Source organism: Dictyobacter kobayashii (assembly GCF_003967555.1).
GTDB lineage: Bacteria > Chloroflexota > Ktedonobacteria > Ktedonobacterales > Ktedonobacteraceae > Dictyobacter > Dictyobacter kobayashii.
Map to the genome: position 1 here is coordinate 968,099 of NZ_BIFS01000002.1, position 26,390 is coordinate 994,488.

Here is a 26,390-nt window from a genome sequence, read left to right on the forward strand (position 1 = left end):
TCTACTCCCATTTCCAGGTATAAAATTATTGGCAAACCTCACACTGATCATCGAGTGAGCAAGCAAGCGGTTTGGCTATAGATGCGCGTGTAACCTGGATAGTACTGGAGGGGCTACTATGCTTCATCCAGCGCGGCTGAATACCCCAGCGGTTAACATCGATAGTGGATTTTTCAATCTGCGTAGCGGCAGCAGTACGCAAATAGTAGGTGGTCTTTAAACCTTTACGCCAGGCCAGCATATAAATATCATGTAGCTTATTGCCACTTGGTTCGACCAGGTAGAGATTCAGAGACTGCCCCATATCGATCCATTTTTGACGACGGCTGGCGCACTCGATCAACCAGGTTGCATCAACCTCAAAAGCGGTCTGGTAGCGCTGCCTGAGCTCTGTGGGCAGCTGCGAAATGTCTCGCAGCGAGCCATCATAATACTTCAACATTTCAAGCATTTCAGCACTCCAAAGGCCAGCTGCCTTGAGATCATTGACCAGAAAAGTATTTATGGTAGTGAATTCACCGGAGAGATTGCTTTTGACGTAGAGGTTTTTATACTCTGGCTCGATAGATTGGCTCACACCGACAATAGTTGAAATGGTTGCAGTCGGAGCAATAGCCAGGACATTGCTATTGCGCATACCATGCTGCTGGATAGCGTCACGCACAACCTGCCAATCCAGGCGCACCGTCCGATCCACCTCAAGCGCCATCCCACGCTCCCGCTCCAATAGAGCGATACTATCAAACGGTAGCAGGCCGCGCTGCCACTTGGAGCCCTGATAGCTGGCATAGCAACCACGCTCAGCCGCCAGTTCGGTAGAAGCTAAGAGGGCATAGTAGGAGATGGCCTCCATACTCTGGTCAGCAAAATCGACCGCCGTCTGACTGGCATAACTGAGACCGAGATGAAAGAGGGCATCCTGAAAACCCATCAAACCCAGGCCGATCGGACGATGGCGTGAATTAGCCTGGCGCGCCTCTGGCGTGGGATAATAATTGATATCAATCACATTATCCAGCATACGCACCGCGGTACCGATGGTAGCTTGCAAACGTGGCAGATCCAACTGCCCATTGGAAAGATGGGCCGCCAGATTCAACGAACCAAGATTACAGACAGCCGTCTGATCTTTTGAAGTATTGAGCAAAATTTCGGTACAAAGATTGCTACTATGAATGACGCCCGCGTGATCCTGGGTAGAACGCACATTAGCGGCATCCTTCCAGGTCAGCCAGGGATGGCCAGTCTCAAACAGCCTGGTCAACATTTTGCGCCAGAGCTCGAGGGCTGGCACACGTCGAAACTGCCTAAGCCGTCCATTAGCTGCCAGTTGCTCATACTCACAATAACGTCGGGTAAAGGCCTCCCCATAGAGATCATGTAGATCAGGCACTTCATCAGGACTAAAGAGCGTCCACTGCTCACCTTGCTGCACGCGGCGCATAAACTCATCAGAGATCCAGCAGGCCGTATTCATATCATGGGTACGCCGCCGTTCATCGCCAGTATTACGACGTAGATCCAGGAAATCCTCAATATCCAGGTGCCAGTTCTCCAGGTAAGCACAAACCGCCCCCTTGCGCTTGCCTCCTTGATTGACGGCCACCGCGGTATCATTGACCACTTTGAGGAAAGGAATAATGCCCTGGCTAGTGCCATTCGTCCCGTTGATATGAGAACCGGACGCCCGCACATTAGTCCAATCATTACCGAGTCCACCAGCCCATTTCGAAAGCAAAGCATTATCCTGAATACTCTTGAAAATATGCCACAGATCGTCCTGCACAGTGGTTAGATAGCAGGATGACAGTTGAGGATGACAGGTACCTGCGTTGAACAGGGTAGGAGTGGCAGGGGTAAAGTAAAATTGTGAGATCAGCTCATAAAATTCAATGGCGCGCAGTTCCTTGTCTTGCTCATTAAGGGCCAGCCCCATAGCAACCCGCATCCAGAGCAGCTGGGGTAACTCAAAATGGCATCCTCCGTGCTGTAACAGATAGCGGTCATAGAGAGTTTGCAAGCCAGGATAAGCAAAGAGCAGATCACGCTCGGGCTTGATTGCCGCAACCAGGCTAGTCAGATCAAATTCAGCCAGGCGCGGATCAAGCATCTTAAGCTCGATACCGCGCTGCAGATAGGTCGCAAAATAGCCAGAGTAGAGGGCAGGCGCATCCTGCAATCCCAGTTGTGGTCCACCAGAAACTCCCACGGCATTGTAGAGAGAGAGCAAGAGGAAACGGGCCGCCACAAACGTATAGGCAGGTTCTGACTCAATATAGGCGCGAGCAGACATAAGCAGCGCCTGCCATAGCTCATCCCGAGAAACCCCGGCATAGATATTAGCCTGTATGCTGCTTAAAAGTTGCTCCTCATCCACGTCAGCAGCAAGGTCACGGCACGCCTCAGCAATAAGGGCGGGCACATCTAGATCCGTCAACGGCAGATTCGATGCAGTAGTTGACTTAGAAAATTGAAGCGAAGTCATAAAGTATACCTCCCCAGACAACAAAAAACCTGTTCCCCAGCGAGAACAGGCTGACAGTCAAGGAGGCAAATATGTCTGATGAATATACAAGCAAAGCAGACACAGGCCCCTGCCGGTCTTCCCCTTTCACGCGAAGGGATCAATCCATAACACCATAGGTGGGCATTCGGGCTTGACGAAACAAATAATTCCGCCTTACCGTTGCGCGACAGCGCCGGATTTACACCGGACTTCCCCCATTTTTAGCTACACCACGATAGTCTAGCCCTATGAGTTTTTCTCTATTTTATTGTGATAATGCACAACATGTAGTACTTACAAGTGCTACAATACCATATGTTGATTCAATACGTCAAGCATTGACTGGGATTGCACAGGGCTTTTTCATGTTCCTCTTTGGTGCCTGCGGCGCCGGGTTGGGAGTGTAGAGTGTGCCTGGTGGGCGGCTGCGTCCGCCCACCAGGCACACTCTACACTAGAAAGAAAGTCCATCGTATCGCTGGCTCGTAATCTCCCTGCGCACTCTGGACGCACAGTAAAAAGCCCTGCCTGGCTCACAAAGCCTATTGACAGAAGTGCTTATCTCAGGTAAGCTTGTTCCGCAAGCAGAACAGCAAAGGAAAGAATTTAGAGATGGATCTCACCCACCTCACAACAAATAGCTCCAGTATAAAACGCCTCTATACCTTCTCCCAGAAGGAAACGAGGGGTTCTTTACTATGTCCCACCATATGATCTAGCCTCTATAAACCTCAACAACAGAAACTAGGCTCTGAACACATCCACGGAAGACAAATACCCTTCATGCTAAAGGAGTTAGCAAAGTGGCAAAAACATCAATAACTATCGATTTAACAGCTTTCCAGGAAAGACAGGCTCAAGGATTAATTACTGCTCGTCCGCACCCCAAACATGATTTGATCATCTGGAATTACACGCCCAAATGCCAGTACGAACAGGCATGGGATGAGGTGACCATGCAGGCACGCGGCCTGATTACTGAGCCCGATGGGAACATCATCGCACGGCCATTCCGTAAATTTATGAATATGGAACAGCACCAGGGTCCACTGCCGTTAGAGCCCTTTAAGGCTACGGAGAAGATGGATGGTAGCTTGCTCATTGTATGCACATATAAAGGCGACAGAATCGTTGCTACGCGTGGAAGCTTTACAAGCGAGCAGGCCATCAAGGCGAACGAGATCATAGAAAAGCGCTATGGCAATTTTGAGTTTTCGCCTGCTTATACCTATCTCTTTGAGGTAATTTACCCCGAGAATCGGATCGTGGTTAATTATGGCGCGACCGAGGATATCGTCTTACTGGCTGTAATTCACACGCTATCGGGCGAAGAAAAAGATATCCACCATGCGCAATGCGTAAATAGCTGGCCTTTTCCAATTGTAACCTATTATGACGGCATTGATGATATCGCAACACTCAAGCAGCTAGAGGAAGACAACAAAGAAGGTTTCGTGATTCGCTTTGAGAGCGGCTTACGCTTAAAGGTGAAATTTTCCGAATATATGCGCCTGCACAGGCTGATGACGCACATCAACGCACGCATAATCTGGGAGCTCCTAAAAAACAATGAATCGATAGAGCCACTCTTAGATCGGGTGCCCGATGAATTTTATGCCTGGGTCAAACAGACCAGCGACAACTTCCATGCTCAATTCCGGGCTATCGAGCAACAATGCAGAGAGGATCTCAATCAGGTCAGAGACCTACCAACACGCAAAGAGCAGGCGGCGATAATTTCAACGAAACAATATCGCGCTGTGATTTTCTCGATGCTCGACAACAAAAATTATCAGGATGCAATCTGGAAAATACTGTATCCATCCGCCTCACGACCATTTAAGGTTGACGAAGAATAATGTAGTGCGAATGAGTATATGAAATGATTTTTCATAGTATATATAGAAGAGATAAACATTGGCAATGAAAGTAATTATCTGTACAGGCTTACCTGGAAGCGGTAAAAGTCACTGGGCTAAAACACAGATAGAGCAGCATCCAGATCGCTATAAGCGTATTAATCGCGATGATTTGCGCACGATGATCGACAATGGGAAATGGAGCAAGGCACGAGAGAAACTTATCAGGCAGTCAGAATTAGCCCTGGCGGAGTTATATCTCTCTAATGGGTACACCGTCATTATCGACGACTGCAATCTCTCAGAGACCGCCAAAAATATGTGGAGAGAGTTTGCCCAGAAAATGAAGGCTCAGTTAGAGGTCAAGGATTTCACTGATGTGCCATTGGAAACCTGTATCGAGCGCGATCGCCACCGCGCCAACTACGTTGGAGAACAGGTGATCCGTAAAATGTATCGTGATTTTCTGCAGCCAGCGCCGCCGGTTATCGAAGATGATCCAGCGCTACCCAAAGCCATCATCTGCGATCTAGATGGGACCCTGGCTGTACTAAATGGCCGAAATCCATATAACGCGGCGGACTGCGAGCAAGATCTGCTCAATGAGCATATCGCGAATATCGTACGCTTCTATAGCCAGACTGTACATGTATTGCTGGTATCTGGCAGAAAAGAGTGCCATCGTCCACAGACCGTGAACTGGCTGACGCAGCATGATATTCCCTATACCTCGCTGTGGATGAGGCAAGACGAAGACAATCGGAAAGATTCTCTTACCAAAGAGGACATCTATAGAGAACACATCCTGGGCAAATACGCTATTCAGTTTTGCCTGGATGATAGGAACTCGATTGTTAATTTATGGCGCTCACTTGGTTTGATATGCCTGCAAGTCGCGGATGGAGATTTTTAGCGCGTGCAATTTTTCAAGTGGCAGGGTAAAATACCCTGCCACTACGCTTCGCAGTTGTTTAGATACGATCAATAACAACATCTGCTGTATCAGTGGGCACATCCGCCTCAATAAATTCTTCTTGTCGAGTAGCCAGGGAGTTCATGCGCTTAGTGGCACGACCAGCCAGCACAACAAAGACACCCACCAGCACAAACAGGATCAGAATGACGCTATACGCACGCCACAGTCCCATCATGTCACCTAACCGTCCCAGAACCAGCGGAGAAAAGAACATGGCCAATCCTCCTCCAAAGGCAGCACGGGAACTGGCCAGGTCGGCATGGCGAGGGATACGATTGGCCGATGCTGAGAAGGTAAATGGAAAGAGATTACAGATACCCAGGCCAGCGATAAACAGGCCAACCACATGTAAAGGCAGCGATGGACCCAGCCAGAAGAGGATGAAGCCAAGCGTCGCCACCACCAGCACTGGCAGGAGCAATTTTTCTACCGCCATGATCTGCGTCAGCCGACTACCAATCAAGCGACCAATTACAGAGGCCAGGAAAAACAGGCTCATCAATGTCGCCGCGCTGGTACGCTCAATACCGACCACATTGATTAAATAGCCAGAGCCCCAGAACGAGACGCTCCACTCAGCGGCCACACCCATTACCATAGAGAGCCAATAAAGCCAGAATGCAATGGGCGCCTTGATATGTCCACGAGCCTCTTGCTTACGCTCATATATTGGCGCTTCAGGTACAGGAACTTTGAAAAAGAAGAGGGCCAGCAGCAAGACCATGACCATTGGCACAAATAGCATGCTACGCCAGCCAGCGCCAATTAAGACCATACCACCCAGGCAGATAGGGGCCAGACCAGCACCCAGGCTGCCGGCCACATTCGCCTCGGTAATCGCGGTCGCCCGATGCTCTCCATGATGATCTGATAGGGTAGACTGGATCGTTACCATCAAGAAAGTGCCCAGCAGGCCAATCACAAACATACTGAAGACACTAACTACAGGATGATGGCTAAACAAGGCCAGTAAGGCACCGATCAGCATCCCAAAGGCGCCACCCCAGAACATCAGTCGGCGGCCCCAGCGGCCAGCGATGCGATCTCCCAGTAAGCCTGCGACAATCATGCCCAGGGCGATGCCGCTCATATGCAGGCTATCAATGGTATAGTTAAGATGCATCTCGGTGTGAAAAAATGGGGCCAGTGGCCCGGGCGAGGCTTGCAAGTACGCAAAGCTGCCCAGCAGGGCGTAGGCGAGCCATGTAAAACGGTCGCGCGTAAATGGCGGATGCCCGGTAGTTGGGGACGTATTTTTCATATCTCTCTTTTTGTTATTGCGAACAAGTAGGAGATGGAGAGAAGGGATAAGTACAAGCATTTCAGCATAGTAAAAGGAGCGTTCGTTGCTCCTTAGTTTTTGTATATCCTCAGGGCTATCTTCCAATTCCACTTCATAGACAAAATAAAATAGACTAAGAATTTATACATAAATTTATTATGTTGTTCATTTGCATAGACGGTTCTCTACCATCGATGGTAACCGATGTGTTTTTTTCTTTTTTCGGTGGGGTATATGAGTTTTTGGTTTGAAGCGAGCGCCTGCGGCGCTCACCTGGGGTTTGTGGTGTGAAGGGGAGGCGACTGCGGCCGCCTCCCCTTCACACTGGATAGGTTTTAGGGTGGCGCCTCTACACACCGGACAGGTTTTAGGGTGGCGCCTCTCCACACTGGATAGAGTTTATTAGTTTTTGGTTGCTGTTTCGACGGCTTGTATTATTTCTAGTTGGCGTAGGGCTGCCCCTACGGCCATGCGCATAACGGGTTCGGGATCGCTGAGGTACATGCTGAGTTGTTCGATGATGCGGGTGTCACCGAGTTGTCCCAGGGCTACAACGGCACGCCAACGTATCTCGTTGGCATCGTCGTCGACGGCAGAGTTTGTTACGATATCCAGTAGAAAGCGAACGGCACGTTTATCGCCTAGATGCCCTAAGACTTCGATTGATGCTGTCCGCACTTCTTCCTCTTCGAGAGGATTCAATAGAAGGGTAATTAGCGATTCGACTGCCTGGATGCCACCCAGGCGATCAAGGGCCTCGATAATAAATACGCGTCGATATGAGGATCGATCCAATTTCAATAGGGCGCAGAGCGGCGCAATGGCTCGCCGATCGCCAAGTAGCCCCAGAGCTTTGATGGCGCTACTGCGCGTTTCATAATCTGGATCACTAAGTAGGGCGATCAGAGGCGCAACGGCACGCCGATCTCCCAGGTCACCTAGAGCACAGGCGGCCGCACGCCGAATTAGAGGTTCACTGTCATGAAGAAGATTCAGCAGTGGCTCAACCGCGCGTGTATCACCAAAGCTACCCAGGGAGAGGGCGATTACAGCGCGTGTTTGTTCATCCTTGCGCTCAATGGCCGCGATAAGTGGCTCGACTGCACGCCCGTCATTCAGCTTTCTCAATGCAGATACAACACTGGAGACAACATTTACATCCATCTTATTACCCTTGTGTTCATTTGAAACTGAGAGGACAGCTATGAGCGGCTCAACCACATCCGCATCTCCCAATTCCCCAAGAGCATTGGCGGCCTCATAACGTACAGAAGGGCATCTATCTGTAGTCAAGGCCAACAACAAAGGTTCTATCGCTCGCCTGTCTTTTAATACGCCTAGTGCTCGCGCCATGGTGGCGCGAATTTTTGTGTTGCCTTCGACGCTGAAGGCGGTAATGAGTGGTTCAATAATTTGAGTAGCATTTAGTGCCATACTATAGTAAACGGCTGCTTCGCGTATAGAATCAGCTGTGTTTTTCAATTCTGAAATGGTTTTTTCCGGTGCAGTTAGAAATGTGCCCTCATTCATACACTACCCCCTATTTTATATATTGCGTCATCTCTTTTTATTTTACTCGAAAGTTGGGGATTTTGAGATCAAAATTCCATAAAAAATGGGGGAAAGTGTGCGACCGCGATGCGGTCGCACACTTTTTGTTTGTGAGTTGCGGAAAACGTGCTTCGCGCGCTTCCCGCAACTCACAGTTATAATTTTTTGTTTGGAGCCTTTAAAATCTTCCCGCAACTCACAGTTATAATTTTTTGTTTGGAGCCTTTAAAATCTTCTTGCAACTCACAGGAAACTTTTTGAATGTGAAGGGCGAAAAGTCGCATGAGTAGATCACAGTGGGCCCGGGATCGGGTCCACTGTGATATGGTGTTTATTTCCAGATATCTGTTATGGATGGGACGGTGGCGCTCTGGTTGATGGGGGTGAGTTTGTACATGTCTTCGATGGTGCGCAGTATGTTGTAGTGATTGAGGTTTTCGTTGTATTGTCCCGGTTTGACCATGGAGCCACTGAAGAGCGTTAATATCTGGTTGACATCAGAGCCGTCGTCTTCATCCCAGGTGACGATAAGCAGGCTGTTATGGGTAGTGGCCCATTGGGCATAGCTATCCATATTCTGCTTTAACCATGTGTCACCGGCGGCAACCGAGGCGGAATGCATGTCGTCGATCTGGTTTGGAATGACGAATGAGACTGTGGGGAGCTTACTGTAGTCGGTGGGAAATTGTGTGAAGGGTAGATTACTGCTGGCCGGGACATTGGTGAAGTTTACCCAGGGATTGTGTTTGCGTGCGTAAAGAGCATTAGAAGGGTCAGGATAAGCGCAGCCGGTATAGCCAGCTGCTGGCATGCTTTCAGAATAACCAGCAAAACTGAGGTGGGTAGCGATTAAGGATTGGCCTAGATTGGGACCTGAAAAAGTATTAGGGCAGTCATCGCTGGTGGTTCCTTGCGTAGAACCAGAATAAAATGCCAGGTAGTTAGGCTGACTTGGATGGGTCTCGGCATGGGAGTTAGTAAAAACAGCACTCTTGCTGGCCAGGGCATTGATATATGGAGCCTGGGAAGAGCCGATGATATCAGCATAGCTGTGATTCTCTTCAAGCACAATCACAATATGGTCGGGTTTCTGAAGTTTAGTTTGAGCAACCAGAGCCTGAGATGCAGTCTCGCCAGGCCGGATTAAAAAAAAGCTAGCTAGCAAACTACCAGCAATCACTATAACAACCGCAATAAGCACAATTACAAATGTGCGCAACTTCATCATTAATCTCCTGAACTAACACTACTACAATGCACAACACAACTAGCGGAGCGAGTGCTCCCTAGGCTCCTCAACCGTTACAGGAGTCTCAATGCTGCGTGCAATACGTTTCTTGACGAATATAATAATGCCAATCGTAATTGCAGCCGCAATGACAAATCCAGCCCAGCCAACCGTTCTAGCTACTGCCTCAACCTGATCAAAGTGCTCATGGAAATAGCGTCCAGCAATGTAACCAAGTAGACCGACATAGGTTGCCCAGACAATACCTCCCAGTCCATTATAAAGCATGAAGGAGCGCCATTCCATGCGATTAACGCCCGCCAGAAACGCGGAAAATATGCGCAGAATAGAGATAAAGCGACCAAAGAAAACCGTTTTAGCCCCATGACGTTGAAAAAAACGTTCCGCCACATCCAGATGTTCCATCTTGATAAAGAAGAAGCGACCAAAGCGGGCCACAAAGGCCCTACCACCAGTACGGCCGACATAATAGCCAACATTATCGCCCATAATCGCACCAAAGGCCGCGCAAGCAATTACAATTGGAATCTGCAGCGTATCATCTGTAGCAGCATAAAATGAAGCCAACAACAACATAGTCTCACCGGGAATTGGAATACCAATGCACTCAATCAGAATAAATAGCGTAACCGCAGGATATCCAATCACATGTAAAACGTTTTGTAGCGTTTCCAAAGAAATCAAGGACGCTAACATACACATCATCTCCTTATCCATACGACGGATAGCCTACATTCCTATATCGCATCCAATTCACCGTGGGACACTCAAAGGGCTTTTTCATGTTCGTCCAGAGATTACAAGCCAGCGATACGATGGACATTCTTTCCTGTGTGGAGTGTATGGTGGGCGACCGCAGCCGCCCACCATACACTCCACACTCCCAACCCGGCGCCGCAGGCGCCAAAGAGGAACATTAAAAAACAGCGGGACACTCAAAGGGAACGCCATACAATAGCATTTCCAAATCTATTATAGTATGTTATTAAGCGCTAGCATATCGATATAATTCAGAAGGCTGAGCATTTTATCGGCTTCATCAGCTATAAAATAGTACTTTTCTCCTAATTGCAGTCAGAAATCTCTCTATTCCTGCTTATTGACCTTGAAACATAGAGAAAAATATCTTTTTCTATTCATTTACGACTTGTCCCTCCATAAGGTTGCCACCAAATGGGACCCCTACTATACCTTTATACTGCCATTCCCATTTCAGACCTAACGATATGATATGCTAAATACGCATAGATTATGCATATACATTAAAGGGGATTCTAATTCTATGTCGATACGCCAACCAGTTCGCTATCACGTGCGCGGCGGTCAACGCCTTGAAGGAACTGTTATTATTCAAGGGGCGAAAAATGCCGCATTACCCATTATTGCCGCCTCTCTGCTCGCCAAGCATGGGCAGACTATTTTGCATAATGTTCCGTTGATCAACGACGTTTATGTGGCCATCGAGATTGCTCGCGCGCTCGGAGCCAAGATAAAATTACATGAAGAAGAGCAAGTACTGGTCATTGATGCTTCAAACATTACATCCAGCAGCCTGCAACCTGAACTAACCAACCTGATTCGGGGCTCTGTGCTCTTCCTGCCACCAGTAATGATGCGCACCGGCCAGGTGACCATTGAAAAGGTTGGAGGCTGCAACCTGGGCAAGCGTAGCCTGGATTTCCATTATCGCGGATTTGTACGCCTGGGAGCTGAAGTGGTAGAAGATGAACAGGCCATTTCAGTGTATATGGAAAAACCTAAAGGTGCTTATCTCTATCTGGATACACCCAGTCACACAGGAACGGAAAATCTGATGGCTGCGGCCTGTCTGGCCGAAGGGACAACCATTATTGAGAACGCAGCCCTGGAACCCGAGATCGCCAATGTGGCCAATTTCTTAAACCTGATGGGCGCCAGGATCTCAGGGGTCGGCACAGGTGTGATCCAGATCGATGGTGTCAAAGAATTATCTGCGGTTGAATATACTATTATGCCAGACCGCATCGACGCCGGAACAATGGCGATTATGGCCGCCGCCACCCAGGGAGATGTCGCGCTGATTGGTGCGAATCTGCGCCACTTTGGTGTTGTCCGCGCCAAGCTAGAACAGATGGGTGTCGAGCTCCAGGAAGACGGACCAGTCATTCGTGTACAGCGTCGGGGTGCTCTACGTCCCGTCAACGTCATCACCTGGCCTTATCCGGGCTATCCCACCGATCTACAATCGCCCTTGATGGCCCTGGCCTGTCTGGCCTCGGGTACATCTTATATTCGTGAGACACTGTTTGATCAGCGCTTTGGCGTTGCTAATGATCTCAATAACATGGGTGCCAAAATCAAACTCGAAGATGGGTCAGCAGTCATCACTGGTCCTGCTCAATTGACAGGGGCCACGGTATGGGCCCATGATCTACGCGCCGGAAGCGCATTGATCATCGCAGGCTCAGTAGCTGAAGGAGAAACCATCATCGACAATGCCCAGATGATCGAGCGCGGCTACAGCTCAATTATTCGCCGCCTGACACGCCTGGGGCTACAGATCGAAGAAGAACGGCAAGAAGCCGCCATCCACTAATATCCCCTTAATACTTACAACTAGAGAGCGACCCATAGATATAGATCAAAGGTCGCTCTCTAGTTGTAAGTATTAAGGGCAAGCTATGTGCTTAATTTATGAAGCGGTCCGGACCTTCATGCCCACACATAAACCACATACACTTCCATCCTCAGTCGCCACAAAAAAGAAGCCATTAGTGGCATTAGCCGCGTTTTGAGCACGAGAAAACTGATCAGGAATGCCAGCCCAGGCAGGTGAATCGCTGGCAGGAAATGACTCTTCAGAGGCCTCAGTCACAGTATCCTCTTCACCGGTAGCTGTATTATAGGTTCCAATCTGCTGTTCGCCCAAACTCGAAGCTTCAGTAGCATTACGGCTATGCCTTATGCGGCCCGCTATCCAATGACTACCCAGGAATACTTCCAGGGCCTGGCCATCAACAAGATCTGGACCCAGAGCTGAACCAATTGCATAACGGCCTGGATTAGTGCTAGCAAATAATGTTCCCTCAGACATCACACTTTATCCTTTCATTTGATGCGTCACTCTTTACTTACACGTATCCTTATCGGAGCAAGAAGACAAAGCCGCTTGTACAAACAAAAACAAGAAGCCGAAAAAATATTTTTTCGGCTTCCAAAGGAAAAAGGAGCTTAGCAATCACGTAATTCGGGGCTCTGATTGAGGAGCTGGCTACGTGGCGTGATAAATTCAGCGTATTCCGCTCCTAATGACTCCCGAGGGAAAAGCGCGACACGATGGCAATTTTGAAACGCGAGCCTGACACCATAATATTGCTCGATAGCATTGCGCATAGAATCACTGGCCAGCATACGCAAGAGTTGGCCACGCGCCTGCTCATTGGGAGGTGGAACCTGGTTATCGACAAAAGCAGCGTGGCCTTGTTTTAAGCGCGTAGCCAGTTGCTCAACTAGCTCCCAGGCATAGGGAAGCGATTCCCGGATGCACTGTAGAAAATCGCTGGTGCGGATATCACCAGCCTCTGCCTGCTCAAGAAGGGCGGCCGGCACATTAAGCGACATAACTTGATCCTTTCATTTGCAAGTCAATCATACGTACCCAGACTTGCATAAGCGACATACAGTCATTAATGCAAGCCCCAAAAAATACAATAACAGCTATAGCTTTAATTAGTCACACTATGATTAAAAAGGAATTAATCCAATACAACATGACTAATGAGACTATGTATTAATTGTAACAATGCAACCAAAAACAGGAATAAAGGGCAATGTTGTCCTGTTTTATAAAAATGAAAAAGGAAGTAATCAGCTAATAAACACTAATGAGAATATATCTCATTGACAAAAAATCCCCAACTATGTTATTCTTCCATATAGATATTAAGTCTCATTAATAATTTGATGCCCGATGGCAAGAGATTAGATTTTTTGTTTGTGGTTATGAGTCATCCCGGATTTTTGAAAAATCCGGGATGACTCATAACCACAAACAAAAAATCACACGACAGGCTTTTAAGCAGCGTACAAAAATATTTTCAGGAGCAACTTTTCATGTCAAAAAGACATACCAGACTCACAGGATTTATCTTAGCTTTTATAGCGCTATTTCTACTGAGTGCCTGTGGTAATATAAGCATCAGCAATGGGACAGGCCAATCCAGTGATAGCACAATTCCGGTAGTGGCAGCCGAGAATTTCTATGGGGATATGATCAGCCAGATTGGCGGCAAACATGTGAGCGTGACAAGCATACTATCGGACCCCAATGTCGATCCGCACACATATGAGAGCAATGTCAACCAGGTAAAAGCCGTAGCTAAGGCCAGGCTGGTGATTGCCAATGGTGGAGGTTACGATGATTGGATGGACAAGCTGCTGGCCAGCACTCCAGATAGTACACGTAAAGTAATCAAGGGCTTTGATGTGGCCAAAGTTAAATTGCCGGATAACGAGCATGTCTGGTACAGCCCAGAAAACGCCAGAACGATCGCGGCAACCATTGCCAGCAACCTGAAAGCGATTGATGCCAGTCACGCCAGCGAATATGACAAAAATCTCCAGAACTTCCAGAATGAAGTGGGGAAAATAGACCAAAAGCTGGCCGCCATCAAGTCCAGATACGCCCAAACACCGGTTGGTTTGACCGAAACCATCTTTCTGTATCAAACAGGTCCGATGAATCTAAACGTCTTGACGCCACAAGACTTTCAAAAAGCGATGGCCGAAGGCAACGATCCTCCAGCCAATACCGTTGTTACAGCTGAGAACCAGATCAACAATCGTCAAATCAAAGTACTTATCTATAACAAGCAGACACAATCGGCGATCACCAGCAAATTACAGAGCGATGCCAACGCACAAAATATTCCAGTGGTGCCAGTGACCGAAACAATGCCAGCCAATAAAACGTATCAAAGCTGGATGCTAGGTCAATTAGCAATGCTGGAACAGGCCTTAAGCCAGAATAAGTAGAGTATGATCACAAAAACAGGTAAAATGAACGTGAAAAATGATGTTGTGGAAAAGGGAGCGCCGATAATCTCGCTAGAGAACGTGCGTATCCGACTCGGGAGCCGCACAATCCAGGAAAATATCAACCTGACAGTCAATGAGGGCGAGTTCATCGCCATCCTGGGTCCAAATGGGGCAGGGAAAAGTACGCTCCTCAAGCTGCTGCTAGGCTTGCTAAAGCCCAGCGCCGGCACGGTTAATGTCATGGGGCGTGCACCACGCCGTGGGAACACGGATATTGGATATGCTCCGCAGCATCGTGTGCTTGAAGCGGACCTGGCATTACGGGCACGCGACGTGGTAGGCTTTGGCCTCGACGGTCACCGCTGGGGTCCTGGCTGGCCCAGTCGCAAACGTGATGCAATTATTGAAAAGGCCCTGCAAGAGGTGGATGCCTTACGTTTTGCCAATGCGCCAGTGGGGCAGCTATCAGGAGGAGAGCAACAGAGACTCTTAATTGCCCAGGCCCTCCTGACCAATCCACGGCTCTTATTACTTGACGAGCCACTCTCTAACCTGGATATTACGCGTGGTCAAGAAATTGTCACCCTGGTGAATAATCTCTGCCGGGCCCGCAACGTTGCCGTCATGCTCGTCGCCCATGACATTAATCCGTTACTGAACGTGGTAGATAAAGTAATTTATGTAGCCAACGGCCAGTGCACAATTGGCACACCCGACGAGGTAATTACCACCGAGACCCTGACACGGCTCTATGGCTCGCCGGTCGAAGTCGTCAAAGCACTGGGACGCATGTTTGTTGTTGGGGCAGAGATATAAAGAGGGCTGCGATGTTAAATTCAATCCTGGACTCACTGCAATACGAATTTGTGCGCAACGCTCTGCTCGCCGGCTCATGTATCGCGATCGTAGCTGCCATTGTAGGCTACTTTTTGATTGCACGAGGACTCACCTTTGCTGGTCATGCCTTACCAAACATCGGCTTTGCCGGAGCAGCCGGGGCAGTCTTGATAGGGGTTAGCCCGGTATATGGGCTATTTGCCTTCACCATTGGAGCAGGCGTTATCATAGGTCTGCTCGGTAAAGAAGTGCGTGAACGAGATATCGCCATCGGCATCATCATGACCAGTGCACTTGGGCTGGGGCTGATGTTCCTCTCGCTCTACTCAGGCTACGCGGAACGCGTATATAGCGTACTATTTGGAACTATTCTAGGCATCAGTAGCACCGATGTACAGACTATGATGATCACCTGTCTGCTAACCATCGGATCCATTGTCCTGTTGTATCGTCCTCTATTATTTAGCTCCTTTGATCCTATGGTCGCTCAGGCCCGTGGAGTTCCGATTCGTGGCCTGGCCATTATCTTCTTAATTTTGGTAGCCATGGCGGTCTCGATATCCATTCAGATCGTGGGAGCATTACTGGTATTCACCATGCTGGTCGGGCCAGCGGCAACCGCCATACGGATTGCCCAACGCCCATTATGGGCGATATTGATCGCGATCGGCCTGGGTTTGAGCTATATGTGGATTGGCATTTTACTCTCAATCGCGAACGGCCTCTGGCCAGCCAGTTTTTATATCGCGACCATCTCTTTTGTCGTCTACCTGCCTGTACGTATTCTCTCTCCATACTGGATCAGGAATCGCGGCCGCCATGAGAGCCAGCCAGTGGTAGGGCAGGAAAGCGACAGTGTACAGACAACAGTCGAGCATGTTCATATTCATTAAACAAAAATAAGGGCACACGGATCATAAGTCATGATAGAATTATTTAGTCACGAAATTGCGCAAAACGCATTTATCGCCGGTACGATTGTAGCGATTATCGCCGCCTGTATGGGCTATTTTGTGGTGCTCCGCTCACAAACATTTGCCAGCGAAGCACTATCAGATATCGGCTTTGCCGGGGCGACAGGGGCCATTGTCTTCGGTTTTAGCTCACTGATCGGCATGCTCATCTTCTCCATGCTATCCGCACTCGGCATGGGAGTCCTGGGAGAGCGCATCCGTGGCCGCGATGTCGAGATTGGGATGGTGCTCTCTTTTGCCCTGGGACTGGGTGTACTCTTTCTGACCATCTACACCCAGACAGGCAGCGCCAACGCCAATTCAGGCGTAGGCATTCTCTTTGGTTCTATACTGAGCGTCAAGCGTGCGGATGTATTTACAGCGCTGGGCTGTGGTATCCTGCTACTTATTCTACTGGCAATACTTTACCGCCCGCTGCTCTTTGCATCTATTGATCCAGAGGTTGCCCAGACACGCGGCGTGCCAGTACGCGCCCTCTCAGTCATCTTTTTGCTTATGCTCTCGATCACCATCTCAGTCTCGATCCTGGTAGTTGGAGTTCTGCTGATCATTGCGCTCCTGATCGCCCCTGCGGCCACCGCCCTGCGCCTGACCCATCGACCGAGCAGCTCGCTGACCTTAGCCATTATCCTCAGTCTGGCCTGCACCTGGAGTGGACTCACCCTGGCTTTCACAGGTAGCTTCGGCAAACACCTACCGGTAGGTTTCTATATCTCAGCCATAGCCGCCACACTCTACTTTATCTCGGTCATCATTAATCGCCTGGGGCTTATTCAGACCCCACGCCACACAGAAAAATTTGCTCGTTGTACAGATTGTAAAGAACAGACCCAGCCAACCTACTAACCTGGCAAGACATAGAGCCAGACGGGCAAAACTCAAATACAATCGAGAATAGCAACGAAAAGTAGTTAGATTGTGTCCGTTGTGGTAGACTATATTAATCACAAAGATATTAACTATTCATCAGCCAGAAGATAAATAGAGGCTGATAGAGAAACAATTAATCCAGCAACAAAGCATATGCACTTAACAAATGGAGAATAGCAATGTCAAAGGAGATAACGGATAAAATCTATACGGCGTTTGATGAAATGAGTCAACGCAGTACCCGTCCACGCCGACTCATTGCCGAGCGGCTTATCCAACTGGCAAACTCTGGTCATGACTTTACCACAGATGATCTCTGGCAAGAACTTAGATCGCTCGACCCAAAAATTGGGCGCGCCACCGTCTTCCGGTCCATAGAAAAACTGGTAGATAAAGGCTTGCTTGATCGCATCGAGTTCGCCGACGGCACACACCACTACCGTGTCTGTGGCGGGACTCATCACCACCACCTGACCTGCACACAATGTCACCGCGTAGTTGAGGTTGATCTCTGCCTACCAACCGAGCAACTAAACGCGATCGGGAATCAAACCCACTTTAAAATTGAGGGTCACTCCCTCTCACTCTTTGGACGCTGTGAGACCTGCCGCTCTTAATGTGATGGGCAATCCCAAAGGTGAATATATACAAATACAATAGAAATTAGCGCCAGACCTGGCAGATACAGGCCGGGCGCCCGACCCCCCAGCCTGGCTAGCAGAACTAAGCAATAGTTGAGTCCTCATTTGTTATTTTTATGCGTAACAATTAATAAGGGCTCAATTCGGATATGGGCCACTCTACACAAAATCCCCAAAAAGCATTATTCCAGGTGTGTAAAACAGCATAATCAGTTGACCAAAAAACCGCTTGCCTGTTTGTGCAAGCAAAGGTACCGCCTCAAGGAAAGGAATGCAACAAGTATGAAGTACCACGACAGGCCAGGCCAGGCAGCCAAACCAATGGAGCGTCTAGCTGATATCAAAAAGATAGCGGTACTACGGGCCAACGCCGCTGGAGACTTCATCTTTATGCTACCCGCCATGGAGGCACTACATCATACCTATCCAGACGCAGAGATCGTGCTGCTCGGACAGAGCTGGCACGCCACATTTCTCCATGGGCGACCCTCGCCAATCGATAGAGTAATCATTGTACCGGCATACAAAGGCATCAATGCAGCATCCAATAGCGAAGTGAGCGCTGAAGAACAAGCACAATTCTTTTCGCGCATGCAAGCAGAACACTTCGACCTGGCACTACAGATGCAAAGTGGAGGCAAACAAGCAAACGAATTTCTGCTCAAGCTCAAGGCCCGCGTTACCGCCGGACTGAGCATCCCTGATGCTCCTGCCTTAGATCGCAGTCACCCATACACGATTTTCCAGCATGAAATGCTACGTTGCCAGGAAATAGTCAGCCTGGTAGGAGTACCAAAGGACTCATATATGCAACTCCAACTTGTCGTTACTGACAGCGACCTCGAAGAATCATTGCAGGTGGTACCAGAAGATACACAGCCACTGGTCGCGCTTTATCCGGGTGGCAACACTTCACGCTACCGCTGGCCAGGCGACAAATTTGCCAGGATAGGTGATGCTCTGGCGCGTGAAGGAGCGCACATAGTGATTACCGGTACAGCACAAGAAAGCGAGCTCACCGCTCAGGTTGTCCGAGAGATGCAAGCGCCCGCATTAGAGCTAGGAGGGCAACTCACCGCCTCCGGCCTCTGCGGCCTGTTCTCGCGCTGCCGCCTTGTTATTGCCAACGACAGCGTAGCATACCACCTGGCCAATGCCACCGGCACAACCACCATCGGCATCTACTGGTGTATCAACATGCTCAGCACCAATCCACTCAACCGCCAGCGGCAGCATCCCTTTATCTCATGGCAACTCAATTGTCCTACCTGTGGCCATAACCAGCTCTACAGAAAATGCGGACATCCAGACTCCCTGGTCGCGGATATCAGCAGCGACGATGTACTTACCTGCGCCAAAGAGCTACTTAAAGTGAGGACAAGCCCTAATACCTTTCATTGAGCAACCAGGCAACAAGAACAACGATGCGCATAGCATAGGTTCGGGCCTCAGCGGCCGATTGCCGCCCCGGTAGGGCGGCCCGGTATCCTAGCACTCAAGCACCCCGTGGTATTTGCCCTTCCTTCACGCGGTGCCCAAACACGGACCATGCGTTTGGGCACCGCGTGGGTCGAGGTAGCGGTGACGAGAGACCGAGCGGCGAGGAGACCGGGCCCCACTACCGGTGGGGCAATCGGGCTGAGGCCCGAACCTATGAGCATCGTCTTTCTTGTCACTTTTTCGTACAGGAAGGGAAAAGGGGGAGCAGGCTCCAATCCCATGTTTGAGCTCAAATTCTTCTTATCTAAACGGTATTGGGGCAATCCCCGCACGTACAATTCTTTTTTATTTTTGCGCAGATCGTTGTTATTTTTGCGTTTATTGGTGTTGGGGTTCCAAAAGAACAGGTCGTAATTTCGGGGGTGGTGGACGTTCTAATAGCATAGAATATAGCGTGCAATAGTAATTATCAAGTGGGAGGGAGTGCGATGGAAATTGATCAAGCCATGCGTCCATTTCTCCTAGTAGCGTAACGATATAGTTACATGCATATAAAACCAACCGTCGAATCGATAGTAAAAATATTTTAATTCCGCAAATCCGTCATGAGAGTTGACCAAACAATGAACTCAATACAATTCGAACAGGTCTGCTGGCTCTTCGTCGCATTTGGCATCTGCTTTGTAGGAAGCCTGTTCTTATGTGGTCTTGCCCGCAAGCTTTTTCCGACATTTCGTAGCGGTGAACATAAACCAGGCACGCACCGCATGGATATGCCCACAACCAGCGGACGGGAGATTAAAACGGTCGAGCTACCTCTGGTGGGGGGACCGGCTTTCACTATCGCGATTATTGGCACTGGCATCAGTGCAGGGTATCTTTTAAATTTAAATCAAAATCAATGGAATCTTCTTTTGATCGGATTGGGAGCAACGCTGGGTTACGCCATTGTTGGCTTTTTGGACGATTGGCGCAAAGTCTACAGGAATAAGGGTCTGTCCGAGTCGGCCAAATTTTCTGGGGTCTTTCTCGTCTCAGTCGCTGCTGCCGTCTGCTATTTCTTTTTATTTTCAGCCGGTCAAGAATCATATAGTATCTGGAAAGACCTGCCGGTCCTGGGACAATTGATCTGTAATAATCCAGTTGTAGGAGATCAGCCCTGCCGAGTCATATTTCCACAGACTGCTTACTTCGGCTGGTTTATTTTCCTGGTGCTCCTGATAGGTTTCACTGGAACAGCGACCGCCGTATCAGTTGACTTTAGCGATGGCTTTGATGGACTGGCTGGCGGCCTGGTTGTCAGTGCAGCGATCGCCCTGGCCCTGGCCATCACTGGTCGTCTAACAGATATCGGAACCCATCCCGAAGGGCTGGTCCTCGAAGTACTGGCCTTGATCTGCGCGGGCGCGGTCCTGGGCTTCTTGCCCTGGAACTGGCCATCAGCCTGGGCGGCGAGACGCAGTGGGATCGTTAAGCGGCGCGCCAGAATCTATATGGGGGATAGCGGCGCCCTGGCGCTGGGTGGCTTGCTGGCCATGATCGCCCTCTTCTCACGTAACGAGATTCTACTGCTGACCACCATCGGAGGCGTCTTCGTGCTAGAAGCGCTCTCCGTTATTGTCTCGACCCGCATCCTGACGCCATTCTATCGCAAGCGCTTAAAGATTCTGCGCTTCGTTGGAAAAGAAGAATTCGTACCGCATACCGAATTTCCGTTACCGTTCTTAGCGGCACCGCTACACCACCACTTCGATTTATTAGGATGGAACAGAAAACGCCTGGTATATTGCGCCTGGACGCTCGGAGCGATCTTTGCAGGCCTCAGTGTACTCATATCAGTGGATACGATCAGCTGGCAACGCTACCTGGCTCGTTTTCTGGCTTTTGTCCTGATGGCGGCAATCTGGTCCAGTGGCACATGGTCAAAGTGTTACTTTGTAGGCAAGCAAGCTACGGGAGGTCGGACACGGCACCGGCGCCTGGCCCTCTACTATGGCTATCCCTTGAACATCATGGGCATTAATCTCTTCCATCATGTAGAGAGTATTGAAGCCAGTGAAGATGTGATCGAGACGCCAGCGGAAGAACTAGCGCTCTGGCAACGCATGACCATTTTTGACGCACGTGCCATGTTAGGACTCTATTGCTATCGAGCTGGCTACTATCCAGCCGCCATGGCCCAATGGAATCGTATTCCCGAACGCAACCGGCGTTTGCGGCCCGAGATCGCCATCCTGCTGGCGGAGGTTGATAATCGCCTGGCACTAGAGAAACATGAGACCCAGCCCATACTGCGCGACAAGTTGCGCGCGAAAATTGAAGAGCACAAACAACCAATCCTCACCGGCAATCTACCACCTGCGGACATGCCAAATCCTTATGAGCCAATCAGCGAAGAGGAGATGAGCACAGGAAATACAGGTGGTCCATGGAAGGCCCTGGTACCCGACAACAAAACCCCCAGCAATCAATCATAAATCAACAGCATACATAAAAAGGGTTAACCGAAGTGGTTAACCCTTTTTATGTATGCTGTTGATAACATACGGCGAAAGGTTACGAGATATTATTGGCATTGCCAGGTAATCGTCACCTGGATGCTATTTTGCGGGCCCTGAATAGTGAATTGAGCGCTCTTAGTGGCCGAGGTACCAAAGTTCGCCTGACCACAACGTAGGGATACCGTGGCATTCACCATCTCGGAATCCTGGGCCGCAATAGTGCCTTGATTTTCATTGCCATCCTGAGAATCAATCGCCCCAGGTAAGAGGGAAGATTAGAAGTCGCCGTCCAATGCACATCATTATCGCTACGATTAGTCAGGGTGATTGGACAGCTCGCTAAGGCAAAGCCCAGGCTTGAGCAACCATCCAGATTTTGAAACGAGGTTCGATCTGCCTGTAATGACTGAGAAATAGCCACCGCAGTGCCAGTAGCGGCCACATTTTGCTGTGCCACAGCCGTAGCAGTCGCGTTGAGATGCGACTGGGCCACCGCCGTACCGGTAGCGTCCCGTCTGGCCACAGCCGTCTGGGTCGCGCTGATCACATTCAAAGATTTGACCACCGCCGTCTGGGTCGCCGAAGTATTTACAGGATCAAAAAGATGCAGATTGCTCAATGGGTGACTCAAGGTAAACGCATACGCCCAGCCAGCGCCCCCACTAACAAGACCAGCACGAATAAAAAAATCAACGTCATCTTACGCGTAGAAAAATCGAGCGCGGGCTGGAAACGCTGATAAGGCAAAGGGGTTACAGCATCCTTTGGCAAAGGAGTACGATCACCTTTTATAGCAATGGTAGGAGCACTATGCTCCATGAGTGCCAGATGCACCGGTGCCAGGCTATCATCCTCGGACAGATGGGCGGAAGATACCAGCCAGGGTAGTTTGCCTGAAGAGCTGGCTTGCCAGGCCTGCTGGAACGCCTGAGAAAAAGCTGCCACGGAAGGGAAACGTGCCTCGGGCTGTTTGGCCAGCGCGCGCAACAAAACGGCATCAATACCTGGAGGAATAGAGGAATTCAAACGTGATGGTGGCTCAGGCGGCAAGGTCATATGCTTATACATAATCTGCCCCGGCGCGCCATCAAAAGGCGGCTGACCAACCAATAGCTCATAGGCCATAATCGCCAGCGCATATTGATCGGTGGCAAACACAGGATGTCCATCCCATTGTTCGGGAGCCATGTATGTTAATGTGCCACGAATAGTCTGGCTGGTATGAGAGGTCACAAACAAGGAACGGGCCACACCAAAATCCGCCAGCAACAGATCGGGCAACATTGGCTGCTCTGGCCTGATACGCAGCAGAAAATTATCCGGCTTCACATCCTGATGCACAATCCCTTTGTTATGTGCATGCTGCAAAGCTTCGGCCGCCTGAGAAATAAAGCGGGACACATCCTCGACGGACAAAGGATCATCTTCATCGCGTGCCCGTAGCCACTGATAGAGCGAGCCCTCAGGTCGATAGGGCATTACCATATACGTCAGCGTATCCCCGTTTACTTCCTGCTCACCATAATCAAAAAGTGGCAAAATAGCAGGATGATCCAGGGCGGCAATGGCATGCATTTCCCGTTCGAAAAGCTGGGTCGACTTCTGAACGTTTTCCTTAGCGCGATATATCGGCGCATCGTTCCGCACCACCTTTACCGCCACACGCCTCTTGATACGCGTATCATCCGCCAAATATACCTCGCCCATTCCGCCACTTCCCAGCACGTGCAGCAAGTGATAACGGCCAAGATACATCCCATCTAATGACATACCATTCTCCTAGAAACCATCAGAGGGCCAACGCGCAGAATACGAGAGTTCACCACTGCCTCTAATGAAAACACTATCATCAATATAACACATAATAAGACAAAGAGCATAGTAAATAAACAAATAAGTACTTCCTAATAAAACGAGGGGGGAAGCAGAATTTGTAGGGCTATTTAATGTTTCTCTTTGGCGCCTACGGCGCCGGGTTGGGGGTGTGGAGTGTGTGGCGGGCGGCCGCAAGCGCCCGCCACACACTCCACACCTGAAAGATGTACATTCTCTGGACGAACATTAAATAGCCCTGCAGAATTTATAGTCCGATTTTAGAGGCTATTTTATACGTTATAGAAAAGGTTGGGCACAGGCCCAACCTTTTCTATAACGTATAAAATGAAAGGATTAATGGGTGACGATATTGATCAGGCGGCCGGGAACGTAGATGATATTTTGGATGGAACGATCAGCGATGAAACTTTGGATCCGGGCGGTGGTGGTTGCTTGCTGCTTGATCGCGGCTTCAGGGGTGTCGACAGCCACCTCTATACGATCTCGGACACGGCCATCAACCTGGATGGGCAACAAGAATGTATCTTGCTGGATCACATCTGGATTATAAGTAGGCCAGGAGACTGTATGGATGGAGATGGAATGTCCCAGATGCGCCCATAATTCCTCGGTAATGTAGGGGGCCATGGGTGCCAGCAAGATCAATAAGGTCTCGATCTCCTGATCAGCAATATTTGTTTTAGGTGCCAGCGTGTTGATATATTCCATCAGGGCCGCGATAGCCGTGTTATATTTAAAGCTCTGCAGGTCTTCGGTGACACGCTTGATTGTCAGGTGCAATAAACGCTGCTTCTCGCGGCGCAGGGATTGAGCGGGGTCGGCCGATAACTGATGCTGCATCACCAGTTGCCAGACACGATCCAGAAAACGGACCACCCCACCAATGTTGCGATCACTAAAATCGCCGTCCGCTTCATAGGGTCCCATGAACATCAGGTACATGCGGAAGGCATCGGCACCCAGATGTTCAATGTAGTGATCAGGATTAATCACATTGCCCCGTGACTTCGAGATCTTGGAGCCAGCCAGAGTGATGGTGCCGTTAGCGCGAAAATGCTGGAATGGCTCATTGAATTCCAGCTGACCCAGGTCATGCAGGGCCATGGCGATAAAGCGTACATACATCAGATGCAAAACGCTATGATCCGCTCCCCCAATGCACATATCCACAGGCAGCCAGCGCCGCGTGATGTCTGGGTCCCAGGCATGGTCTTGATCAGCATGAGATGGATAGCGCAAGTAATACCAGGCGGAATCCAGAAAATTGTCGCTCACATCGGTCTCGCGGCGCGCTGGCTGACCACAGACCGGACAGGTTGTGTTCACGAAGCTCTCGATGGCGGCCAGGGGCGAAACACCAGTACCCGTCGGCATCCATTGCTCGACTTCTGGCAACAGCACCGGCAACTGATCCTCAGGTACAGGGACCGCGCCATGTTCAGGACAGTAAATGATAGGAATTGGCGGTCCCCAGTAACGCTGGCGGCTAATCAACCAGTCACGCAAACGATACTTGACGCTGCGCTTCCCCAATTGCTGCGCCTCAAACCAATCACAAATGGCGCGATGGGCCTGCGCAGATGACAGACCTGAATATACACTCGATGACCAGCATACCGGGCTGCGTAAATGCTTCGGTCAGGGTACTGGCCTCCAACGGCTGCTCTGAAGAAGGCTGGACCACCACCAGCACCGACAATTGCATCTGCTGAGCAAAGGCCAGATCGCGCTCATCGTGCGCTGGCACGCCCATGATAGCGCCTGCGCCATAGCCTTCCAGCACAAAATCAGCGACCCAGATCGGAACAGGCTGACCCGAAAAAGGATGAATGGCATAGGCACCGGTAAAGGTCCCGGTCATGGTCTGCTCCTGCCCGGTGCGCAGACTATTCACCGTCTCCTGGTAGGCCGCAACCGTCTCGCGATAAGCTGGCGCGGTAATCTCGGCCACCAGTGAATGATGAGGGGCCAGAGCCACAAAAGTCATTCCGAAGATAGTATCCGGACGCGTCGTATATACCTGGACAGACTTGCCAGCCTGTCCGGCAATCTCCATCCGAAACTCCAGACCCTCCGAGCGACCAATCCAGTTGCGCTGGATAGACTTCACGCGCTCAGTCCAATCCAATTGATCCAGATTATCCAATAACTGCTGGGCATAATTGGTCAGTTTTAAGAACCACTGCTCCAACCAGCGCCGCTCAACAATTGAATCGCAGCGCTCACAATGGCCATTAATAACCTGCTCATCAGCTAAGACGGTCTTATCTTTGGGACACCAATTGACAGGGGCGGCCTTGCGCTCAGCCAGGCCACCTTTGAACAATTGCAAAAAGATCCATTGTGTCCAGCGATAATAGTCGGGATCGGTCGTATTTACTTCGTGCGACCAGTCAAAGCGATTACCCATACGCTTCAACTGTTGCTCACGAAAATGCTCCACATTACGGGCAGTCAGGATGCGCGGATGGATGCCACGCTTGATAGCAAAATTTTCGCTATGGATACCAAAGGCATCAAAGCCCATCGGCTCAAACACCGAGTAGCCCTGCATCGACTTCAAACGACCATGGATATCCGAACCAACATAAGAATAGAAATTACCGACATGCAATCCTTCTGCAGATGGATAGGGGAACATCATCAGATTGTAGTAAGGGCGTTGGGCATGCTGCAGATCTACCTGATAGATCTTCTGCTCCTCCCAACGTTCTCTCCAGCGGGCCTCAAAACGGGCAAAATCATACCTGGGGGCGCGAATACTCTTCACGGCCTGCTCAGCCGTTGACTCAGAAGATGGTGCCGCGCCAGTAACGGCAGCGGGAAATCTCGCTTCAGACACAAGATCCTCC

The 26,390-nt window shown here is 49.8% G+C and carries 22 protein-coding genes and 1 riboswitch; of the genes, 10 read left to right on the forward strand and 12 right to left on the reverse strand.

Annotation, left to right across the window (positions count from 1 at the left end; genetic code table 11):
* Nucleotides 1-25 precede the first annotated feature (25 nt).
* Nucleotides 26-2,485 (reverse strand): ribonucleoside-diphosphate reductase subunit alpha, encoded by a 2,460-nt coding sequence (locus EL645_RS30945; RefSeq protein ID WP_126556143.1) that lies wholly within the window; start codon nucleotides 2,483-2,485, stop codon nucleotides 26-28.
* A 140-nt stretch (nucleotides 2,486-2,625) separates the two neighbouring features.
* A riboswitch (cobalamin riboswitch) is annotated at nucleotides 2,626-2,771 on the reverse strand.
* A gap of 538 nt (nucleotides 2,772-3,309) precedes the next feature.
* Here EL645_RS30945 and EL645_RS30950 point away from each other — a divergent pair.
* Nucleotides 3,310-4,365 (forward strand): RNA ligase, encoded by a 1,056-nt coding sequence (locus tag EL645_RS30950; RefSeq protein WP_126556146.1) that lies wholly within the window; start codon nucleotides 3,310-3,312, stop codon nucleotides 4,363-4,365.
* Nucleotides 4,366-4,429: 64 nt separating this feature from the next.
* A complete protein-coding gene (locus tag EL645_RS30955) occupies nucleotides 4,430-5,278 on the forward strand; it encodes a phosphatase domain-containing protein (RefSeq protein WP_126556149.1) in 849 nt (282 codons plus the stop codon).
* 58 nt (nucleotides 5,279-5,336) lie between these two features.
* On the opposite strand, the gene EL645_RS30960 is transcribed toward EL645_RS30955, so the two are convergent.
* From EL645_RS30960 to EL645_RS30975, 4 genes are all read right to left on the reverse strand, one after another.
* The gene (locus EL645_RS30960; protein ID WP_161977836.1) at nucleotides 5,337-6,602 is read right to left on the reverse strand and encodes an MFS transporter; all 1,266 of its coding nucleotides are present in this window, start codon (nucleotides 6,600-6,602) and stop codon (nucleotides 5,337-5,339) included.
* Nucleotides 6,603-7,025: 423 nt separating this feature from the next.
* Nucleotides 7,026-8,153 carry a HEAT repeat domain-containing protein gene (locus EL645_RS30965; protein WP_126556154.1) on the reverse strand — a complete coding sequence of 376 codons (1,128 nt, stop codon included), beginning with the start codon at nucleotides 8,151-8,153 and terminating at the stop codon, nucleotides 7,026-7,028.
* Between the two features lie 352 nt (nucleotides 8,154-8,505).
* A complete protein-coding gene (locus tag EL645_RS30970; protein ID WP_218032145.1) occupies nucleotides 8,506-9,402 on the reverse strand; it encodes an alkaline phosphatase family protein in 897 nt (298 codons plus the stop codon).
* Between the two features lie 39 nt (nucleotides 9,403-9,441).
* Nucleotides 9,442-10,119, reverse strand: coding sequence for a DedA family protein (locus tag EL645_RS30975; protein ID WP_161977837.1), 678 nt, complete (start codon nucleotides 10,117-10,119; stop codon nucleotides 9,442-9,444).
* A gap of 586 nt (nucleotides 10,120-10,705) precedes the next feature.
* On the opposite strand from EL645_RS30975, the gene murA reads away from it, so the two are divergent.
* Nucleotides 10,706-11,998 carry a UDP-N-acetylglucosamine 1-carboxyvinyltransferase gene (murA, locus tag EL645_RS30980; RefSeq protein WP_246035637.1) on the forward strand — a complete coding sequence of 431 codons (1,293 nt, stop codon included), beginning with the start codon at nucleotides 10,706-10,708 and terminating at the stop codon, nucleotides 11,996-11,998.
* Between the two features lie 96 nt (nucleotides 11,999-12,094).
* Here the strand turns inward: murA and EL645_RS30985 are convergent, their stop codons facing one another.
* Both EL645_RS30985 and EL645_RS30990 read right to left on the reverse strand, forming a co-directional pair.
* Complete coding sequence (locus EL645_RS30985; RefSeq protein ID WP_126556160.1) at nucleotides 12,095-12,496, reverse strand: hypothetical protein; 402 nt, start codon at nucleotides 12,494-12,496, stop codon at nucleotides 12,095-12,097.
* Nucleotides 12,497-12,633: 137 nt separating this feature from the next.
* Nucleotides 12,634-13,023, reverse strand: coding sequence for an SCO5389 family protein (locus EL645_RS30990; RefSeq protein WP_126556163.1), 390 nt, complete (start codon nucleotides 13,021-13,023; stop codon nucleotides 12,634-12,636).
* 492 nt (nucleotides 13,024-13,515) lie between these two features.
* Between EL645_RS30990 and EL645_RS30995 the strand changes: the two genes are divergently transcribed.
* The 6 genes from EL645_RS30995 to EL645_RS31020 all read left to right on the forward strand — a co-directional run bounded on the left by EL645_RS30995 (nucleotide 13,516) and on the right by EL645_RS31020 (nucleotide 19,162).
* Complete coding sequence (locus EL645_RS30995; RefSeq protein WP_126556166.1) at nucleotides 13,516-14,436, forward strand: metal ABC transporter solute-binding protein, Zn/Mn family; 921 nt, start codon at nucleotides 13,516-13,518, stop codon at nucleotides 14,434-14,436.
* Nucleotides 14,437-14,439: 3 nt separating this feature from the next.
* Nucleotides 14,440-15,255, forward strand: a complete 816-nt coding sequence (locus EL645_RS31000) for a metal ABC transporter ATP-binding protein (protein WP_246035638.1) — start codon at nucleotides 14,440-14,442, stop codon at nucleotides 15,253-15,255.
* A gap of 11 nt (nucleotides 15,256-15,266) precedes the next feature.
* Nucleotides 15,267-16,169, forward strand: a complete 903-nt coding sequence (locus EL645_RS31005) for a metal ABC transporter permease (protein WP_126556169.1) — start codon at nucleotides 15,267-15,269, stop codon at nucleotides 16,167-16,169.
* A 30-nt stretch (nucleotides 16,170-16,199) separates the two neighbouring features.
* A complete protein-coding gene (locus tag EL645_RS31010; RefSeq protein ID WP_126556173.1) occupies nucleotides 16,200-17,096 on the forward strand; it encodes a metal ABC transporter permease in 897 nt (298 codons plus the stop codon).
* 203 nt (nucleotides 17,097-17,299) lie between these two features.
* Nucleotides 17,300-17,737, forward strand: coding sequence for a Fur family transcriptional regulator (locus EL645_RS31015; protein ID WP_126556176.1), 438 nt, complete (start codon nucleotides 17,300-17,302; stop codon nucleotides 17,735-17,737).
* A gap of 306 nt (nucleotides 17,738-18,043) precedes the next feature.
* Nucleotides 18,044-19,162, forward strand: a complete 1,119-nt coding sequence (locus EL645_RS31020) for a glycosyltransferase family 9 protein (protein WP_126556179.1) — start codon at nucleotides 18,044-18,046, stop codon at nucleotides 19,160-19,162.
* 47 nt (nucleotides 19,163-19,209) lie between these two features.
* On the opposite strand, the gene EL645_RS39700 is transcribed toward EL645_RS31020, so the two are convergent.
* A complete protein-coding gene (locus EL645_RS39700) occupies nucleotides 19,210-19,533 on the reverse strand; it encodes a hypothetical protein (RefSeq protein ID WP_161977838.1) in 324 nt (107 codons plus the stop codon).
* A 291-nt stretch (nucleotides 19,534-19,824) separates the two neighbouring features.
* Between EL645_RS39700 and EL645_RS31030 the strand changes: the two genes are divergently transcribed.
* Nucleotides 19,825-21,678, forward strand: a complete 1,854-nt coding sequence (locus tag EL645_RS31030; RefSeq protein ID WP_161977839.1) for an MraY family glycosyltransferase — start codon at nucleotides 19,825-19,827, stop codon at nucleotides 21,676-21,678.
* 214 nt (nucleotides 21,679-21,892) lie between these two features.
* On the opposite strand, the gene EL645_RS31035 is transcribed toward EL645_RS31030, so the two are convergent.
* From EL645_RS31035 to EL645_RS41630, 4 genes are all read right to left on the reverse strand, one after another.
* Nucleotides 21,893-22,321, reverse strand: coding sequence for a hypothetical protein (locus tag EL645_RS31035; protein ID WP_126556187.1), 429 nt, complete (start codon nucleotides 22,319-22,321; stop codon nucleotides 21,893-21,895).
* A gap of 8 nt (nucleotides 22,322-22,329) precedes the next feature.
* Nucleotides 22,330-23,472, reverse strand: a complete 1,143-nt coding sequence (locus EL645_RS31040; protein WP_126556190.1) for a serine/threonine-protein kinase — start codon at nucleotides 23,470-23,472, stop codon at nucleotides 22,330-22,332.
* Between the two features lie 399 nt (nucleotides 23,473-23,871).
* Entirely contained in the window at nucleotides 23,872-25,071 is a 1,200-nt protein-coding gene (locus EL645_RS41625; protein WP_218032147.1) for a class I tRNA ligase family protein, read from the reverse strand.
* Between the two features lie 19 nt (nucleotides 25,072-25,090).
* Nucleotides 25,091-26,380, reverse strand: coding sequence for a class I tRNA ligase family protein (locus EL645_RS41630; RefSeq protein WP_218032148.1), 1,290 nt, complete (start codon nucleotides 26,378-26,380; stop codon nucleotides 25,091-25,093).
* Nucleotides 26,381-26,390 lie beyond the last annotated feature (10 nt).

Excerpts from the sequence above, each read along its gene's own strand:
- EL645_RS30945 (WP_126556143.1), bottom strand. The coding sequence starts at position 2,485 with ATGACTTCGCTTCAATTTTCTAAGTCAACTACTGCATCGAATCTGCCG.
- EL645_RS30955 (WP_126556149.1), top strand. The coding sequence starts at position 4,430 with ATGAAAGTAATTATCTGTACAGGCTTACCTGGAAGCGGTAAAAGTCAC.
- EL645_RS30960 (WP_161977836.1), bottom strand. The coding sequence starts at position 6,602 with ATGAAAAATACGTCCCCAACTACCGGGCATCCGCCATTTACGCGCGAC.
- EL645_RS30965 (WP_126556154.1), bottom strand. The coding sequence starts at position 8,153 with ATGAATGAGGGCACATTTCTAACTGCACCGGAAAAAACCATTTCAGAA.
- EL645_RS30970 (WP_218032145.1), bottom strand. The coding sequence starts at position 9,402 with ATGATGAAGTTGCGCACATTTGTAATTGTGCTTATTGCGGTTGTTATA.
- EL645_RS30975 (WP_161977837.1), bottom strand. The coding sequence starts at position 10,119 with ATGTTAGCGTCCTTGATTTCTTTGGAAACGCTACAAAACGTTTTACAT.
- murA (WP_246035637.1), top strand. The coding sequence starts at position 10,706 with ATGTCGATACGCCAACCAGTTCGCTATCACGTGCGCGGCGGTCAACGC.
- EL645_RS30985 (WP_126556160.1), bottom strand. The coding sequence starts at position 12,496 with ATGTCTGAGGGAACATTATTTGCTAGCACTAATCCAGGCCGTTATGCA.
- EL645_RS30990 (WP_126556163.1), bottom strand. The coding sequence starts at position 13,023 with ATGTCGCTTAATGTGCCGGCCGCCCTTCTTGAGCAGGCAGAGGCTGGT.
- EL645_RS30995 (WP_126556166.1), top strand. The coding sequence starts at position 13,516 with ATGTCAAAAAGACATACCAGACTCACAGGATTTATCTTAGCTTTTATA.
- EL645_RS31000 (WP_246035638.1), top strand. The coding sequence starts at position 14,440 with ATGATCACAAAAACAGGTAAAATGAACGTGAAAAATGATGTTGTGGAA.
- EL645_RS31005 (WP_126556169.1), top strand. The coding sequence starts at position 15,267 with ATGTTAAATTCAATCCTGGACTCACTGCAATACGAATTTGTGCGCAAC.
- EL645_RS31010 (WP_126556173.1), top strand. The coding sequence starts at position 16,200 with ATGATAGAATTATTTAGTCACGAAATTGCGCAAAACGCATTTATCGCC.
- EL645_RS31015 (WP_126556176.1), top strand. The coding sequence starts at position 17,300 with ATGTCAAAGGAGATAACGGATAAAATCTATACGGCGTTTGATGAAATG.
- EL645_RS31020 (WP_126556179.1), top strand. The coding sequence starts at position 18,044 with ATGAAGTACCACGACAGGCCAGGCCAGGCAGCCAAACCAATGGAGCGT.
- EL645_RS31030 (WP_161977839.1), top strand. The coding sequence starts at position 19,825 with ATGAACTCAATACAATTCGAACAGGTCTGCTGGCTCTTCGTCGCATTT.
- EL645_RS31040 (WP_126556190.1), bottom strand. The coding sequence starts at position 23,472 with ATGTCATTAGATGGGATGTATCTTGGCCGTTATCACTTGCTGCACGTG.